The organism is Acinetobacter sp. P1(2023) (genome assembly GCF_028367635.1).
GTDB lineage: Bacteria > Pseudomonadota > Gammaproteobacteria > Pseudomonadales > Moraxellaceae > Acinetobacter > Acinetobacter pittii_E.
In genome coordinates this window covers 106121-123672 of the sequence record NZ_JAQNDD010000008.1, presented here as the reverse complement: position 1 = coordinate 123672, position 17552 = coordinate 106121, and the positions used below count along the sequence as shown (strand labels likewise).

The 17552-nt window shown below is 35.7% G+C and carries 15 protein-coding genes; 14 read left to right on the top strand and 1 reads right to left on the bottom strand.

What is annotated here, in order from left to right:
- The first annotated feature begins 23 nt into the window (after positions 1–23).
- The 11 genes from wecB to POD11_RS12965 all read left to right on the top strand — a co-directional run bounded on the left by wecB (position 24) and on the right by POD11_RS12965 (position 12076).
- Positions 24–1085: a non-hydrolyzing UDP-N-acetylglucosamine 2-epimerase gene (gene wecB / locus POD11_RS13015; protein ID WP_262457455.1), complete on the top strand. Its 1062-nt coding sequence runs from the start codon at positions 24–26 to the stop codon at positions 1083–1085.
- Positions 1082–2251, top strand: a complete 1170-nt coding sequence (locus POD11_RS13010; protein ID WP_262457454.1) for a glycosyltransferase — start codon at positions 1082–1084, stop codon at positions 2249–2251. The genes wecB and POD11_RS13010 overlap by 4 nt, the downstream gene beginning before the upstream one ends.
- A gap of 13 nt (positions 2252–2264) precedes the next feature.
- Positions 2265–3398, top strand: coding sequence for a hypothetical protein (locus tag POD11_RS13005; protein WP_262457453.1), 1134 nt, complete (start codon positions 2265–2267; stop codon positions 3396–3398).
- Between the two features lie 4 nt (positions 3399–3402).
- Positions 3403–4443, top strand: coding sequence for a glycosyltransferase family 4 protein (locus POD11_RS13000; protein ID WP_262457451.1), 1041 nt, complete (start codon positions 3403–3405; stop codon positions 4441–4443).
- Positions 4444–4447: 4 nt separating this feature from the next.
- A complete protein-coding gene (locus tag POD11_RS12995) occupies positions 4448–5275 on the top strand; it encodes a glycosyltransferase (protein ID WP_002062444.1) in 828 nt (275 codons plus the stop codon).
- A gap of 12 nt (positions 5276–5287) precedes the next feature.
- Positions 5288–5908 (top strand): sugar transferase, encoded by a 621-nt coding sequence (locus tag POD11_RS12990; protein WP_262457448.1) that lies wholly within the window; start codon positions 5288–5290, stop codon positions 5906–5908.
- Positions 5909–5932: 24 nt separating this feature from the next.
- Positions 5933–6808: a UTP--glucose-1-phosphate uridylyltransferase GalU gene (galU, locus tag POD11_RS12985; RefSeq protein WP_262457447.1), complete on the top strand. Its 876-nt coding sequence runs from the start codon at positions 5933–5935 to the stop codon at positions 6806–6808.
- Positions 6809–6925: 117 nt separating this feature from the next.
- Positions 6926–8188, top strand: a complete 1263-nt coding sequence (locus POD11_RS12980; protein WP_262457445.1) for a nucleotide sugar dehydrogenase — start codon at positions 6926–6928, stop codon at positions 8186–8188.
- Positions 8185–9855: a glucose-6-phosphate isomerase gene (gene pgi, locus POD11_RS12975; protein ID WP_262457443.1), complete on the top strand. Its 1671-nt coding sequence runs from the start codon at positions 8185–8187 to the stop codon at positions 9853–9855. The genes POD11_RS12980 and pgi overlap by 4 nt, the downstream gene beginning before the upstream one ends.
- Positions 9848–10867, top strand: coding sequence for a UDP-glucose 4-epimerase GalE (gene galE, locus POD11_RS12970; protein WP_262457441.1), 1020 nt, complete (start codon positions 9848–9850; stop codon positions 10865–10867). Before pgi ends, galE begins: the two co-directional genes overlap by 8 nt.
- Positions 10868–11029: 162 nt before the next feature.
- Positions 11030–12076 carry an acyltransferase family protein gene (locus POD11_RS12965; protein WP_262457439.1) on the top strand — a complete coding sequence of 349 codons (1047 nt, stop codon included), beginning with the start codon at positions 11030–11032 and terminating at the stop codon, positions 12074–12076.
- Between the two features lie 115 nt (positions 12077–12191).
- On the opposite strand, the gene POD11_RS12960 is transcribed toward POD11_RS12965, so the two are convergent.
- A complete protein-coding gene (locus POD11_RS12960) occupies positions 12192–13562 on the bottom strand; it encodes a phosphomannomutase CpsG (protein WP_262457436.1) in 1371 nt (456 codons plus the stop codon).
- A gap of 373 nt (positions 13563–13935) precedes the next feature.
- On the opposite strand from POD11_RS12960, the gene lldP reads away from it, so the two are divergent.
- From lldP to lldD, 3 genes are read left to right on the top strand one after another with little or no spacing between them, the layout of a single operon-like run.
- Positions 13936–15603 carry an L-lactate permease gene (lldP, locus tag POD11_RS12955; protein WP_262457434.1) on the top strand — a complete coding sequence of 556 codons (1668 nt, stop codon included), beginning with the start codon at positions 13936–13938 and terminating at the stop codon, positions 15601–15603.
- A 19-nt stretch (positions 15604–15622) separates the two neighbouring features.
- On the top strand, positions 15623–16375 hold the full coding sequence (lldR, locus tag POD11_RS12950; protein ID WP_016142560.1) for a transcriptional regulator LldR: 753 nt from the start codon (positions 15623–15625) through the stop codon (positions 16373–16375).
- Entirely contained in the window at positions 16372–17523 is a 1152-nt protein-coding gene (gene lldD / locus POD11_RS12945) for an FMN-dependent L-lactate dehydrogenase LldD (protein ID WP_262457432.1), read from the top strand. Before lldR ends, lldD begins: the two co-directional genes overlap by 4 nt.
- Positions 17524–17552: the final 29 nt, after the last annotated feature.

The window sequence follows — 17552 nt, the reverse complement described above, 5'->3', positions numbered from 1 at the left end:
AATTTAATTGTTAGAGCTAAGTTATGAAAATTTTGACAGTATTAGGTGCTAGACCACAGTTCATTAAAGCCGCAGCCTTTTCTCGAGCAGTTCAGCAATATTCCAATATTCAAGAAGTAATTGTTCATACTGGACAACATTATGACCAAAATATGTCAGATGTTTTCTTTGAAGAAATGGGTATTCCAAAGCCAAAATATATGCTCCAGACTGGTGGAAAATCACACGGTGCAATGACTGGGCAGCAGCTGGAAAAGATTGAAGAAATATTACTCGTTGAAGAGCCTGATCTAGTTTTAGTTTATGGAGATACTAACTCTACTTTAGCTGGTGCCTTGGCTGCAGTTAAGTTACATATTCCAATTGCTCATGTTGAAGCAGGATTAAGATCATTTAACCGTCAAATGCCTGAAGAAATTAATCGAATTTTAACAGATCAGATTAGTGATTATTTGTTTGTACCAAGTTTAGGAGCAAAACAAAATTTAATTAATGAGGGAGTAGATGAAAATAAAATTTTCATTGTTGGTGATATTATGTACGATGTGGCTTTGTATTATAAAGAAAAAATGGTTAAACCACATTGGTTTGATGAATTAAATTTAGAAAAATTTATTTTATGTACTATTCACCGTGCAGAAAATACAGATGATATTAATAAACTAAAAGATATACTTAAAGGTTTAGAATTGTCAAATAAGAATATTATTTTACCATTGCACCCAAGAACGGTAAAGAAAATTAAAGAGTATGATTTACTTATCTCAAATAATATTTATATTGTTGAACCTCTGGGTTATTTAGAGATGGTTTGGTTAGAGGTAAATAGTCAACTAATTGTTACCGATTCAGGTGGTGTTCAGAAAGAAGCATATTTCCATAACAAGTATTGTGTAACTTTGAGAGAAGAAACGGAATGGGTGGAATTGGTTAGCAATGGTTATAATATTTTAGCTGGCTCTAATCCTATTCTAATAAGCTCTTCATTATCTAATGAAGTGAATAAAGAAATATTAAATAAAGATATTTATGGCAACGGAAATACATCCAAAAATATATTAGAAGTTATTGGAGAAACTAAGTGAGAGTATTTCTAATAGCAGAATTTTTCCCTCCTATGAATATGATAGGAGCCGTTAGGCCTTACCAATTAGCTAAATTTTTAGTAGGCAAAGGTTATGAGGTAACTGTATTTACTTCTTATGAAGATAATCATTCATCGAAAGACTATTTTGTTGATTTTCAAGGAATAGATGTTGTAAGTATTGAACCAAGTAAGATAGTATCTATTCTTGATTATGAAAATCCTCAAGCTAATGAGCTAAAAATATTAAAACAAATTTCTAGGAATATATTATATCCAGATCACTTTATAGTTAAAAAAAATACTTATTTAAAGGCAATAAATCATTATATTGAAAAGAATGGGACGCCTGAGATAATATTTTCAATGGGTCTCCCATTTTCCTTGCATTGTGTAGCAAGTAGTATAAAGAGTAAGTTTCCTGAAGTTAAATGGATAGCGGATAATAGAGACCTATGGGCTACAACTACTTATAGACGTATGCCCATGTTTTTAAGATCATTTGATAAAAAGTATGAAATAAAAACTTTTCAAAAAGCTGATTTAGTCTTAGTTGTGACTAATCATATGAAAATTGCAATGGAACAATATCTTAAAAATAAAATAAGTGTAGTCCGTAATGGTTTTCTAGAAGATTCGGTAAATTCGTCTACTACTGTTGGTAAAAATTTTGTATATACCGGCGGTTTATATGGAGGATTAAGAGATCTTACTCCCTTGTTAGAAGCTTTAAGTGAAATTCAATCTACTCAAATTTTAGAATTTTATGGTAGTGATAAAAATATAGTAGAAGATTATATACAGCAATATCCTCAGCTTAAAATAAATAATAATGGTAAATTACCTAGAGATAAAATTTTAGAGATCCAAAATAATGCTGAATACCTGATTATAGCTTTAGGTAAAAGTGCTTTTGAAAAAGGGGTGTTAACGGGTAAGTTCTATGAATATATTCGTGCTAGAAGGCCGATTATTGCCTTATGTGATGAAGATGGTGAGCTCGCATATTTAATAAATAAATATGATTTAGGAGTAGCAACTAGAGATTCTAAAAAAATAGCAAGATTTATATTAAATAATAAGAAGCAATATACTGATGTACCTCATGAGTTGACCTCAAATTATCAATTTGAGAATTTACTTACTCTTATGACTGAATTTGAATAATATCAGGTTGCTTATGTTATATAAATCTTCATCTTCATCCGGTTTTAAAGCCAGTACATGCTATTTTCTGCTTCTATTTTGTTCTTTCTTTAGTATAAATTCTTTGCCTGTTAACCCCGTCTATTGTTTAGGTATTCCTTTAGTATTTATCTCTTTTTTCTTTTTAAAAACTAAGATGGATAAATTTCAATTAGGTTGTTATACTTATTTTTTAATTTCTAGTATCTTGTTTGTAATTGGTAGTTATTATTTTTCGTTTGTGAATAGAGAAGTAGCTACTTTTTCTACAATACTTTACTTGTATTGTATTTTATTGGGTGCCCAAGTTGTAGGGGTGGGACTATCTATAAATATAAATAAAAGAAAAGAAATTTATAATTTAATATTTAATATTTTAATTGTTTTTATGTTATTAGAGCTAATATTGCGTTTTTTATATACAGGTCATACTGGCTCATTTTATGATTATAAATCCAGTTTCTTTTTTTCTGATTCTAATTTTACTTCTTTTGTTATTTTATTTTTTCTTATGTTCTCTATGTTTTTAAAAGACAAAGGAATATGGGATTTAGGTAAAGTAAAGTTTTTAATGCTATTATTCTTGCTAGTTATGACTTTTTCAAGAGCTAGTATTATTTCATTTTTTATTAGCTATATATTTTCTAGATCTAGTAGTAAATTTAGGACACCAATTTTTATTATATTTCTTGCTGCTTATTTTTACTCTTCCTATTTGTTAGTTAATAAATATATTGCTGGGAATAGTTATGTTGATATTGATGGAAGTTTTAATAGTAAGTTTTATATAATCTCTGTTGCTATTGATAATTATTCATTAATGCCATATTACAATAAGCTCTTTGGTATTGGTCTAAGTAATTTTACCTATTATGCAGATGGCCGTTTTGCTCATAATATGCTTGTTACACTGGTTTATGAGTTTGGAATATTAGGCTCCTTAAGTTTTATTTTTTTTCTATTTTATGCCTATAAAAAAATTGGTAAGGATTTTACTTATATTTTAGTTCCCTTACTTGTTGCTGGTTTCTCTTTGTTTTCTGCATATATGCCTTTTTTCTTTGTATTAATTAGTTGTATATATATTGAATTAAAAGATCAACGATCTAATCAATATTTTACTGGATAAGGTTATGAAAATTCTATTTGTTATTAATTCTCTAAAATCAAGATCTGGTACTGAAAGAGTAGCAATTGATTTAGCTAACTATTTAGCTAAATCCCCTGATAATAAAATAGTTATTGCTAATAGAGATACTGATAAGAGCAATACAGCTTACCCCGTTGATGAGGATGTCGATATTATTTCATTTGAGGGAAATTATTTAGCTTTCTTTCTGAAATTAAAAAAAAATATAGAGTTAAATAATTACGATATTTTAATAGTTCATAATATGGGAAGGTTAACTCTTCTCTGCCTCTGGCTTTCTAATATAATAAAAATAGTTTCTTTAGAACACTCTTCTTTTATTAGTCGAACTCAAATTGTACGTTTTTTTAGTAAAATTTTTTATAATAAAGTTGATAAAGTTGTAACTTTAACTTCTCACGAATGTTTAAATTTTTCAAAAATTCATAAAAACGTATTGCAAATACCAAATTTCTCTTCTTATTTTGATTCAGCTAGAATTGTTAATATGCCAAAAAAAAATATTGCTATTTCAGTTGGTCGTTTAGATGAGAATAAAAACAATATACACATTTTAAAAGCTTGGCATAAGCAAATTGATTCATTAAAGAACTGGGAATTGCATATTTATGGCGAAGGTGACCAAAAAGATTATTTAGTTAATTTTGTAAAAGAAAATAATTTAACAAATGTTTTCTTTAAAGGTGTAACTCAAGAACCGAATCGTGTTTATGAAGAGGCTAGTTTTTTTATAATGTCCTCTAAATTCGAAGGTTTACCTATGGTTTTAGTTGAAGCTCAGTGCTTTGGACTCCCAATTATTTCCTATAATTGTCCCTACGGTCCTAGCGATGTTATTCAAGATCGTATAAATGGTTTTTTGGTTGAGAATCAGAATATTGATGCTTTAGGTGAGGCAATTTTGCAATTAACATCTTCTGAAAATTTATTAAGGATATTTTCTGAGAAGGCCTTATTAAGTGCAAAAAAATATCAGCCTGAGAAAATTATTGAAATTTGGAACAGTAAAGTTATAAAAGGATAAAAATATGTTTTCTGTCTTAAGTTCTATCTATTCCAAAGAACAACCAGAATTTTTAAATGCTTGTTTAAAAAGTATATGGGATAATCAAAATTTAAAACCAAATGAAATAGTTTTAGTTTTGGATGGACCAATCGGTGAAGAACTTACCGCGTGTATACAGAAGTGGCAGGGGAAAATTGGTGATTCGCTCAATGTCGTGGCTTTGCCTCGGAATGTAGGCTTGGGTAAAGCTTTAAATGAAGGTTTAAAGCACTGTCAATATGATTGGGTATTCCGTATGGATACTGATGATATCTGTACTCCTGATCGTTTTGAAAAACAAGTAGCTTTTATAAAGCAGAATCCTGATGTTGCTCTATTTAGTAGTCAAGTGATGGAATTCGATCAAGATATTTCTGATGCTACAGTTTTGAAAACTGTACCTATAACCTACGATGAAATCAAAAAGTTTGCTCAAAAACGTTGTCCTTTTAATCATATGACAGTAGCTTATAAGCGAGATGTAATCTTAGGGTTAGGTGGTTACCAGCATCATTTATTTATGGAGGATTATAATTTATGGTTACGTGTAATTGGTAACGGTTACAAAGTCGCTAATCTTCCAGACGTACTTTTATATGCACGAGTAGGTAATGGCATGCATGCGCGTCGAAAAGGTTTCCAATATATTAAAAGTGAAAAACAGTTACTAGATTTAAAAAAACAACTAAAGTTACAAAATCCTCTATATGCTAACATGCTGTTTCTGGTACGGTCTGCGTTTAGACTGCTTCCAGCAAATTTATTGGGTAAAATTTATAATACCTTTCTCCGTAAAGATATTAAAAAATGAGTGAATGAAAATATGAAGCGTTTAGTAGACATAGTCATTTCTTTAATAGCTTTAACTGTTCTGTCGCCAATATTTCTGATCGTTGCTTATAAGGTTCGTAAAAATTTAGGTTCACCAATATTCTTTTACCAGGAAAGACCTGGAAAGGACGGAAAGTTATTTAAAATGATTAAGTTCCGTTCGATGAAGGATGCTTTTGATGCAGAAGGAAATCCATTACCAGATGAAGCGCGTATTACCCCATTTGGTCAGAAATTACGTTCTACAAGCTTAGATGAAATGCCGCAACTTATTAATGTGCTTAAAGGTGATATGAGTGTAGTTGGGCCGCGTCCAATGCTTAAAGACTTTGTTGCACTATATTCACCAGAGCAAGCACGTCGTTTAGAAGTGCGTCCGGGAATGACTGGTTTGGCTCAGGTAAGTGGCCGTAATGAACTCGATTATGAAGAGCGATTTAAGTGTGATGTTTGGTATGTCGATAATCACAATGTTTGGGTTGACTTTAAAATTATGTTTAAAACAGTGAAAGTAATGACAAAACGTGAAGGAATTAATGCTCCGGGACATGTTGGACCATCGTTGTTTAAGGGTAATGATACTCAAGAAAATGTCGACTCATCTGTAAAGTAAATTTTATATCTTGAAATCTTTGTTATGATCAAAAAAGCAGTTTTACCAGTAGCTGGTTTAGGTACACGTTTTCTACCAGCAAGTAAGTCAATTCCAAAAGAAATGGTAACCGTTGTTGACCGCCCAGCCATTGAATACGTGGTACGTGAAGCAGTTGAGGCTGGAATTGAGCAGATTATTTTGGTGACTCATTCTTCAAAAGCATCGATTGAAAATTATTTTGATCGAAACTTTGAATTAGAAACTACATTAGAGCAAAAAAAGAAATTTGATTTACTTGCAGAAATTACCCAAATTGTTCCACCCCATGTGAGTGTTGTAAGTGTCAGACAACCTCAGCCTTTAGGGTTAGGGCATGCGGTTTTATGTGCTAAGAGTATTGTTGGTCAAGATGATTTTGCCGTGTTATTACCGGATGTGTTGGTGAAAGACGACTCGGGCCGAAATGATTTAACCCGTATGATTGCACGTTATGATGCAGTGCAAGCTGCACAAATTATGGTAGAAGCCGTACCTGATAACCTTGTTGATCAATATGGGATTGTAGATGTAGACCATAGTCCTAATGAAGGTGAAAGTGTTGCCATGCAAGGTATTGTTGAAAAACCTGCTGTTGGTTCTGCACCTTCAAATCTTTCTGTAGTTGGTCGCTATATATTACCTGCAAAAATTATGCAACTTTTGGAAAACACGCCAAAAGGTGCAGGTAATGAAATTCAGTTAACCGATGCGATTGCGATGTTACAAGAAAAAGATATTGTTGAAGCTTATCGTATGCAAGGCCAAACTTTTGACTGTGGTAGTAAACTTGGATATTTAAAAGCTGTATTACATTATGGAATTCAACATCCTAAATTAGGGTCAGAATTTAAACAGCTAATTCAAGAGCTTAAGTTATAGTATTGTGTAGTTCTACTTAAGTATTTGTAAAAACTGCTGAATATAATAAACAATCAATATATTCTCTTCCCTTAACGGGAAGAGAAATCTATAGAATATTAAAAAATCAGGTGTGCAATGAAAATCGCAGTGTTTGGAACCACCTTACACGCTGGTGTAATGGCAGCATTACTAGCTGAATATGGCAATCAGATTTATTGGTGCACAAGTGTCACCTGCGAAGAAAATATTTCTGTACTTTCCTATCAAGATCAAGAAGTTAATAACTATTTAAATAAACAAAGAAAATCGGGTTTTCTAATTGAGAGTCCTTTTTCTGCTATTCCTCTTGATGTTGAAGTTTATTTATTCTGTTTTAGTCCTACACAAATTCAGCTTGCTTTAAATACGGTTGAGAAGTTAAGTCAACGTCCTATTGTTCATCCTAGATTAATGGTAAATGGTTCTACATTTGGCTTACATGGAACTGATCAGTTAAAACAATATTTACCAAAAGACGAGTGGGTCTATTTTCCTGATGTAATTCAAGAAGGAAATGCTATTAACAGCGTATTGAATGTAAAGCATGTCATTGTTGGTGTTGAATCCAATCATGCACGGGATACAATGCAAGAGCTGTTACGCCCATTTTTCCGCTTTAGTTATCAATACTTATTTATGCCGATCTTGGACGCTGAGTTTACCAAACTTAGTATTTCTGGCATGTTGGCGACCCGCATTAGTTATATGAATGACTTAGCTATGGTGGCAGAGAAACTCGGTATTGATATTGCTAATGTGAAGCATGGTATTGCGGCTGATACACGTATTGGTGCGGCTTACTTGTCTGCTGGAGTCGGTTTTGGTGGTGAAAACTTTTCGCATGATATTTTAACACTTTCAAGTACTGTTTCTGAAACTGGGGCGAAAAGTCGACTGTTAGAGCAGGTATGGGCGATTAACGAACAACAAAAAGAAATTTTATTCCGTAAACTGTGGAATTATTATCATTGTAATTTGAATGGTAAAACCGTGGCTATTTGGGGGGCATCCTTCAAAGAAAATACCTCAAGCATACATAACTCGCCAATTCATATTTTATTAGCTGCGTTGTGGGCCCAAGGTGTAACAGTACGTTTGCATGATCCTCAAGCATTAGATGAAATTGCCGCTACATATGGTGACCGTAAGGATTTAGTGCTGTGTACTGATCAATATGAAGCTGCTCGAGGCGCACATGCCTTATGTTTGGTTACGGCATGGAAACAGTACTGGAGTCCTGACTTTAAGCAGTTACAACAATTGATGGAACATCCTTTAATTTTGGATGGGCGTAATATTTATGACCCAGCATATGTAAAGGCTAAGGGCTTTGCTTATGAAGGAGTAGGTCGTTTATGAGTAAATCTATCGAGAAATTTCCTAAAGAGTTGGTTTCACCTTTACTAAAATTACAGTTAATGGGTGAGAAAAATTCAAAGTTACACATAAAAGAATTGTTCGCTTCAGAACCGGATCGCTTTCAAAAATACTCTATAAAATTTGATCCATTAGTTTTTGATTATAGTAAGCATCGTGTTACTAAAGACATTTTGGAACAATTGACTGCTCTTGCGAAAACTAAACAATTAAATCAATGGATAGAGCGTCTTTTTTCACAAGACAAAGTAAATTGTACGGAGCAACGGGCAGCAATGCATTGGGCACTACGCTTGCCAGTTGACTATTCGAAGTTTCCAGAGTTAACGGCTCAAGTCCATAGCCAGTTACAACGTATGTATGCCTTAGTGGAAAAGATTCATGCTGGTCAATATCGCGGTGCAACCGGTGAGGTGATTCAAGATGTTGTGAACATCGGTGTGGGTGGTTCTGATTTAGGGCCACAAATGGTCACGCATGCGTTGTCAGATTTTAAAGTGAAAACGGCTAAACCTTTAAATGTTCACTTTGTATCGACTATGGATGGTAGTCAGTTGTCGGAGTTGCTCCACCAACTTCGTCCAGAAACAACACTATTTATTATTTCTTCAAAATCTTTTGGAACGATTGATACTTTATCAAATGCCCAAACGGTACGACAGTGGCTTGAAAAAACTTTGGGAACACATGCCCGAGTTTTAAAAAGTCATTTTGTTGGAGTATCAACAAAAGCAGATAAAATGACTGAATGGGGGATTGCCCCAGAAAATCAATTACTGCTTTGGGACTGGGTAGGTGGCCGTTACTCATTGTGGTCATGCATTGGTTTACCCATTGCGTTGAGTATCGGGGTTGAAGGTTTTCAGCAACTCTTAGCTGGTGCTCATGCAGTAGATGAACATTTTCAAAATACAAGTTATGAGCAAAATATTCCTGTTTTAATGGGATTATTAGGCGTTTGGAACAATAATTTTTTAAATATTCAAACTCATGCAGTATTACCTTATGATGGTCGATTAAAGTATTTTGCTGCTTATTTGCAGCAACTTGAAATGGAATCTAATGGTAAATCGGTACAACGTGACGGTCAAAAAGTCGAACTCGATACATGCCCAATTGTATGGGGTGAAGTTGGACCAAATGCTCAACATGCCTTCTATCAGTTATTACACCAGGGAACTCAAGCAGTAAGCTGTGACTTTATTGCGCCAGTCCAACGCTATAACGCTGACCATTTTACCTATGTTGAAAATGCAGAGGCTTTAGTCGAGCAGCATCATCTTGCGTTATCGAATTGTCTGGCCCAATCAAGATTATTGGCCTTTGGTAATGAAGCTTTAGACTCAACTGAATTAGAAAAACTGCCGATTTACAAACAATATGAAGGTAATCAACCGAGTTCAACCCTATTATTGAAAGAGTTGAATCCATATAGTTTGGGAATGTTAATTGCTTTATATGAGCATAAAGTTTTTGTGCAGTCTGTAATTTGGAATATTAACCCGTTTGATCAATGGGGCGTCGAAAAAGGCAAACAGATTGCTGATCAACTATTACCTATTTTAAATGGGTTTCAAAATGATCTTTCATCATTAGATGCCTCAACACGTGGATTAATTAAAATATTATTAGGAAAAGTAGATGGCTAAAATCCTAGTTACTGGTGGTGCTGGTTATATTGGTTCACACACCTGTGTAGAGCTTTTAAACGCTGGTCATGAAGTGATTGTTTTTGACAATCTATCAAATAGCTCTGAAGAGTCGTTAACGAGAGTCCAAGATATCACACAAAAGAGTTTAGCTTTTGTTCAGGGTGATATTCGTAATGCAAATGAACTTGATCGCGTGTTTCACGATCATTCAATTGATGCTGTAATTCACTTCGCAGGTTTAAAGGCAGTAGGTGAAAGTCAGGAAAAACCGCTGATTTATTTTGATAATAATATTGCTGGTAGTATTCAACTCGTTAAGTCGATGGAAAAAGCAGGTGTCTATACGCTTGTGTTTAGCTCTTCTGCGACAGTATATGACGAGGCCAATATATCTCCATTAAATGAAGATATGCCAACAGGTATGCCAAGTAATAACTATGGTTATACTAAACTGATAGTTGAGCAATTATTGCAAAAGCTATCAGATTCAAATTCTAAATGGTCGATAGCTTTACTACGTTATTTTAACCCAGTTGGTGCACATAAGAGTGGCCGTATTGGTGAAGACCCACAAGGTATTCCAAATAATTTAATGCCTTATGTGACTCAAGTTGCTGTAGGTCGCCGTGAAAAGCTATCTATTTATGGTAACGACTACAATACTGTAGATGGGACTGGGGTACGTGACTATATCCATGTCGTGGACTTAGCGAATGCACATTTATGTGCCCTAAATAATCGTTTAGAAGCGACAGGTTGCCGTGCATGGAATATTGGCACAGGTAATGGTTCATCAGTTTTGCAAGTTAAAAATACATTTGAGCAAGTTAACGGTGTGCCTGTTGCTTTTGAGTTTGCAGCACGTCGAGCAGGCGATGTGGCAACATCTTTTGCCGATAACGCTCGCGCAGTTGCTGAGCTAGGTTGGCAGCCGCAATATGGTTTAGAAGATATGCTTAAGGATAGTTGGAATTGGCAGAAGCAGAACCCGACAGGTTATAAAAAATAATTTAATTTATAGGGCTTCCTCAGTAGTAATAAAAGATTAACTGGATTAATTTTTTTATTACTACTATTTTTTTAGACCTAGTAAGATTCAAATCTTTTTTAATGAAAGAATGGATTTTAAATTAAATAATTTTTAGGAACCGAGTAATATTTTGGAATAAAAATGATTAAATCAATTCAATATTTAAGAGGCTTGGCGGCACTCGCAGTTGTATTACATCATGCAAGTGGGGCGATCTTGGTGCATTATGCAGTTAATCAGAAAGATTTTTACTCATGGGGGGCTGGAGGCGTAGATTTATTTTTTATTATTTCCGGCTTTATTATGATGTATATCACTTTTGGTAAAGAGGTCAATGTAAGAGATTTCTTATATAAAAGAGTAATAAGAATTTATCCTATTTTCTATGTATATGCTACTATAGCTTTATTAATCTTTCTTATTAGCCCTGAATCTATTAATAGAAGTGCATCGCTTCCAACAAAAATATTACCTTCTTATCTGTTAATTCCATATACTGAATTTGTTAATCTTGTCCAAGTAGCATGGACTTTAGTTTATGAAGTACATTTTTATTTTTTATTTGCTATATCTTTACTATTAATTAATAAATATCGATATATATTTACTGGAATTTTTTTATCAATTTTCTCTATTTCTAGTTTATTAAATTATGAGGCATTTTATTTAAAATATATATCAGATCCTATTATTTTAGAGTTTTTATTAGGGATGATATTATATTTTTTGGTAAATAAAAAAATTACTATAGACTTAATGTTTCTATTATTTGCTTTCTTTGCGGCCTTTTTGATTTTAAGAATTAATGGTGGATTGCCTGAAAGAGTTATTTATTATGGTTTTCCTTCTTTTATTTTAATGTATCTAATTTTGAAATTAGAATATAAGAAATTTTTCTTGAATAAAGATAATATATTTTCTAAAGTCCTTTTGAAATTAGGAGACTCTTCTTATTCTCTTTATCTTTCACATTCATTTGTATTGGGTGCTGGGGTAATTATTTTAAATAAAATACACCTTATAAATAATAATACAGTGCAGGTGATGATTATTTTTCTAAGTATTGGAGCAGTAATTTGGGGCTGGATTTCTTATAAGTTTATAGAAAAACCATTAATAAATTTTTTTATACAAAAAGACTTCTATAAATTATTTTTTAAAAGTAAAAAACAAAATTTAACTCAATAATTTTGGCTTTAAATAGTGAATATTCTAGTATATTCACTATTTAAGTTTTTTAATTATCAAATAAAATTTAGAAATAAAAGAGAAATAATTTTCCATCTCTTGTGTGCAGGAATTATTAAGACTGAATCAACCCAGTCAGCTCATCTACATAATGTTGCATTGGCTGAGCTTGGCGATCTGCACGGCTTTCAATGTTGAGACGTAATAAAGGCTCAGTGTTGGAAGCACGTACATTAAAACGCCATGCGCCAAAGTCGAGGCTTACACCATCGGTACGATCAATTTGTGGATTTTGATCAGCATAGAAATCGAAAATCTTTTGAATAGTGATCTGTGTATCAGCCACTTTAAAGTTGATTTCACCACTGCAAGGAAACTTGGTAATCATATTTTCAACTAGGGTTGAAAGAGATTGTCCTGTTTCAGAGAGTAGGGCAACGGTGAGTAACCACGGAATCATGCCGCTGTCGCAGTAAGCAAAGTCACGGAAATAGTGATGGGCACTCATTTCACCGCCATATACAGCATTGTGTTCACGCATGACATCTTTAATGAATGCATGACCAGATTTTGACTGTACAGCAACACCTTTGTATTCATCTACAATATCAAATGTGTTCCACACTAAACGTGGGTCATGAACAATTTTTTCGCCTGCCTGTTTAATCAAGAAAGCTTGAGCCAATAGACCAACAATATAGTAGCCTTCAATGAACTGCCCCTTTTCATCGAACAAGAAACAACGGTCAAAATCGCCATCCCATGCAATTCCCATATCGGCTTTATGTTCAAGTACAGCATTTTGAGTACTGTCGCGGTTTTCAATTAAAATTGGGTTGGGAATTCCATTTGGGAACGTACCATCTGCTTCATGGTGAATTTTAATAAATTCAACCGGTACGTTAAGCGCTTTAAATTTTTCTTCAATGGCATCAATCACGTGACCCGCAGCCCCATTACCCGCGTTTACCACCAATTTAAGGGGGCGGATTTTTGCAGGCTCGATATAGGTAATTAAATGATCAACGAACTCGGGCAAAATATTATAACTTTGCGTTTTACCTTTTTGGCTAACTTCTTCAAAATTATTAGTTTCTGCTAAAGCCTGAATTTCTTTTAGACCTGTATCTGCACTAATTGGACGAGCATTTTCTCGAACCAATTTCATACCGTTATAGTCCATTGGGTTATGACTAGCAGTAACTTCAATACCACCTTGTACATCTAAATGGAAAGCGGCGAAGTAAACTTCTTCAGTACCCGTCATGCCTAGGTCAAGCACATTGACACCCGCATCATTTAAACCGCGGATGGTTGCTTGTTTTAAATCCTCACTGCTTAGACGAATATCACAACCTACAACAACAGTCTTTGGTTTATAGATTTGTCCGTAAGCGCGGCCAATTTTATAGGCGATTTCTTCATTCAATTCGGTGCCGAGTTTGCCTCGGATATCATAAGCTTTAAAACACGTTAAAGTAGTCATTATTCAATTCAATACATGTGGTTTGAGTTGTGTGCACATTATACATAGATCATGAAACAGGTATGTTTATAGTTTTTATATTCAAATTTTTCACTTCATTTCTATAGACTCAATCTAAATTTATAAAAAATATTTTTACGACTTTAGTCTAATAATTAAATTTATAAATTAGAAATAGCTTGATTTTACTTAATAGTATTGGTCATACCAATTGTGATAATTATTTAATGGTTGATCTTGCAAATAGCTGTGTTTATGATGCGGTCTGTGGTTTAAGGAATAACATTTGCACTTAAATTTTAATTGGTAATACCAATTGTGTTAAATGTTTAAAGATTTAAGGTACAAAAATTCGCCCCGGCATTTCAAGGAGATGACAATGCTCAATATGTGGCAACAACTTTATGACCCTTTAAATAATATTTGGCTGTCCAGTGCGGTTGCATTAATCCCGATTATTTTCTTCTTTTTGGCATTGGCTGTTTTTCGTTTAAAAGGCAGTATCGCGGGTACAGGCACAGTCATTATTGCATTATTGATTGCGCTCTTTTTCTATCAAATGCCGGGTCAAATGGCCTTTGCGTCAATCATTTACGGTTTCTTCTACGGTCTATGGCCAATTTCATGGATCATTATTGGGGCAGTTTTTCTATACAAAATTTCGGTAAAAACAGGACAATTTGACGTTATTCGTTCAAGCATTTTGTCGATTACCGAAGACCAACGTCTGCAAATGTTATTGGTTGGTTTTGCCTTTGGTACTTTCTTAGAAGGGGCAGCAGGCTTTGGTGCACCTGTGGCAATTACCGCTGCACTACTTGTCGGTTTAGGCTTTAAACCACTTTATGCTGCTGGTTTATGTTTGATTGTAAATACGGCGCCAGTGGCATTCGGTGCAATGGGTATTCCAATTATTGTGGCAGGGCAGGTTTCTGGTGTAGACACCATGGAAATTAGCCAGATGGTGGGTCGTCAGTTGCCGTTTTTAACGCTAATCGTACTGTTCTGGATTATGGCGATTATGGACGGTTGGCGTGGTGTTAAGGAAACTTGGCCTGCGGTAGTTGTCGGTGGTGGTTCGTTTGCGATTGCTCAGTATCTCACTTCTAACTTCATTGGTCCTGAGTTACCAGACATTACCGCAGCAATTGCGTCATTGGTGAGCTTAACTTTACTGTTCCGTGTTTGGAAACCCAAACATATTTTCCGTTTTGAACCTGAAGCAGGTCAAACTTTGACTCAGCAACCTACTACGGTTCAACGTTATAGCATCGGCAAAATTGTGAAGGCATGGTCTCCATTTGCCATCTTAACAGTGATGGTCACCATCTGGAGTGTTAAACCATTTAAAGCTTTATTTGCAAAAGATGGTGCTCTTGAGCACTGGATTTTTAAACTTGAAGTGCCGTATTTACATAAATTGGTCGAAAAAATGCCACCGATTGTGGCAGAGATGAAGCCATACGAAGCGATTTATAAGTTTGACTGGTTCTCTGCAACAGGTACGGCAATTTTTATTGCTGCAATCATCACTGCTATTTTCTTGAAAATGAAAGCAAGTGAGGCAGTAACGACTTTTGGTGAAACAATCAATGAGTTAAAAACACCGATTTACTCGATTGGTATGGTGTTGGCGTTTGCTTTTATTGCGAACTATTCAGGTTTATCTGCAACTTTAGCTTTGGCTCTATCGCATACGGGTCATGCGTTTACTTTCTTCTCGCCATTTTTGGGTTGGCTTGGTGTATTCCTTACAGGTTCAGATACATCTTCAAATGCTTTGTTCTCGGCTCTACAGGCGACTACAGCGCAGCAGATTGGTATTCCAGAAGTATTATTGGTTGCTGCGAATACCAGCGGTGGCGTGACAGGTAAGATGATTTCTCCTCAGTCAATTGCCATTGCTTGTGCAGCGGTAGGGTTAGTTGGAAAAGAGTCTGACTTGTTCCGTTTCACGGTAAAACATAGCATCATATTCACTGTCTTTGTTGGCATCATTATTACGGTTCAGGCTTATCTGGTTCCGTGGATGATTCCATAACTCCAGTGAAGGAAACGTGATGAGAATCTCCGATCAAGTGGTCATGAAATTGCAGGCATTAATTGAAGAGCGGCACATGAAAAAAGGTGACCGTTTGCCTGCCGAGCGCCAGCTTGCAACAAGCTTAGGAGTTTCTCGTCCGTCTTTGCGTGAAGCAATTCAGCAGCTCAATAGTCAAGGTGTCCTCAGTAGCCGTCGTGGCGATGGGACTTATATTCAGCAGTTACCTGAACAGTGGCCCCAGCAACTGATTGTGAACCCAATTAGTAACTTGATTGAAGAAGATCCGCTGTACCGTTTTGATGTGCAAGAGGCGCGATTATTACTTGAAGGTGGCACGGCATGGTATGCCGCATTGCGCTCAACGCCTGAAGATCGCGCCAAAATTCATCATTATTTTGATGAAATTAGTCGCCACCAAAATGCGGGTGACTCAGCACAGGCTGCGGTGGCGGATGCTGAGTTTCACTTGGCGATTGCTGAAGCCTCTCACAATATTGTGCTGATTCAAATGATGCGTAGTTTGTTCGATTTGCTGCAATACAACGTCTTGTTAGGGCGTAAGAAAGTTTATAACGACCCCGTAAATGGTGACTTGCTCAGTGAGCAGCATTTTCAGGTGATGGATGCTATTGATCGTAAAGATCCCGAGGCCGCACGCCAAGCTGTCTGCGGTCATATTGAATTTGTGATTAATCATGTGCGTTCTCTGGATGAAGACGAAGCTCGCCAGAAACGTGCAAATCGTTTAAATAGAGTTGATTCAAAATGATTATTTCTTCTGGCAATGATTATCGTGCTGCGGCACAGCGTCGCTTACCTCCATTCTTATTTCATTACATTGATGGTGGAGCGTATTCGGAATATACCTTAAAGCGTAACGTACAAGATTTGTCAGAAATTGCATTGCGTCAACGTGTGCTCAATGACATGTCAGCGTTAAGTTTAGAGACAAAACTGTTTAACGAAACGTTGTCGATGCCGGTTGCGTTGGCACCAGTTGGTTTAACAGGTATGTATGCGCGTCGTGGTGAAGTGCAGGCCGCGATGGCAGCCGATAAAAAGGGCATTCCATTTACGCTTTCAACGGTTTCTGTTTGTCCGATTGAAGAAGTTGCACCTGCAATTAACCGTCCTATGTGGTTTCAGCTTTATGTATTACGTGACCGTGGTTTTATGCGTAATGCTTTGGAGCGTGCAAAAGCGGCAGGCTGTTCAACATTGGTGTTTACTGTAGATATGCCTGTACCGGGTGCGCGTTACCGTGATGCACACTCGGGTATGAGTGGACCAAATGCAGCGATGCGCCGTTATATGCAGTCCGTGTTCCATCCGCATTGGTCATGGAATGTGGGCTTAATGGGGCGTCCACATGACTTGGGCAATATCTCTAAATATTTGGGTAAACCAACTGGACTTGAAGATTATATTGGCTGGTTAGGCTCAAACTTTGACCCATCGATTTCATGGAAAGACCTTGAGTGGATTCGTGAGTTCTGGGATGGCCCAATGGTAATTAAGGGCATTTTAGACCCTGAAGATGCCAAAGATGCTGTACGTTTTGGTGCTGACGGTATTGTGGTGTCGAATCATGGTGGTCGTCAGTTAGATGGTGTGATGTCGTCTGCTCGTGCATTGCCTGCAATTGCTGATGCAGTAAAAGGTGAGTTGGCGATTTTGGCTGACTCAGGCATTCGTAATGGTTTAGATGTCGTGCGTATGTTGGCACTCGGCGCTGATACGGTTTTACTTGGCCGTGCATTTGTTTATGCCTTGGCAGCAGCAGGTGGGCAAGGGGTATCGAATTTGCTTGATTTAATTGATAAAGAAATGCGTGTTGCGATGACGCTTACGGGTGCTAAGTCGATTTCGGATATTAATGCGGATTGTTTAGTGCAGGCAATGAAGCAAGGTTTTTAAGAAATAATTTTTAAGTGAAGCAGTAAGCA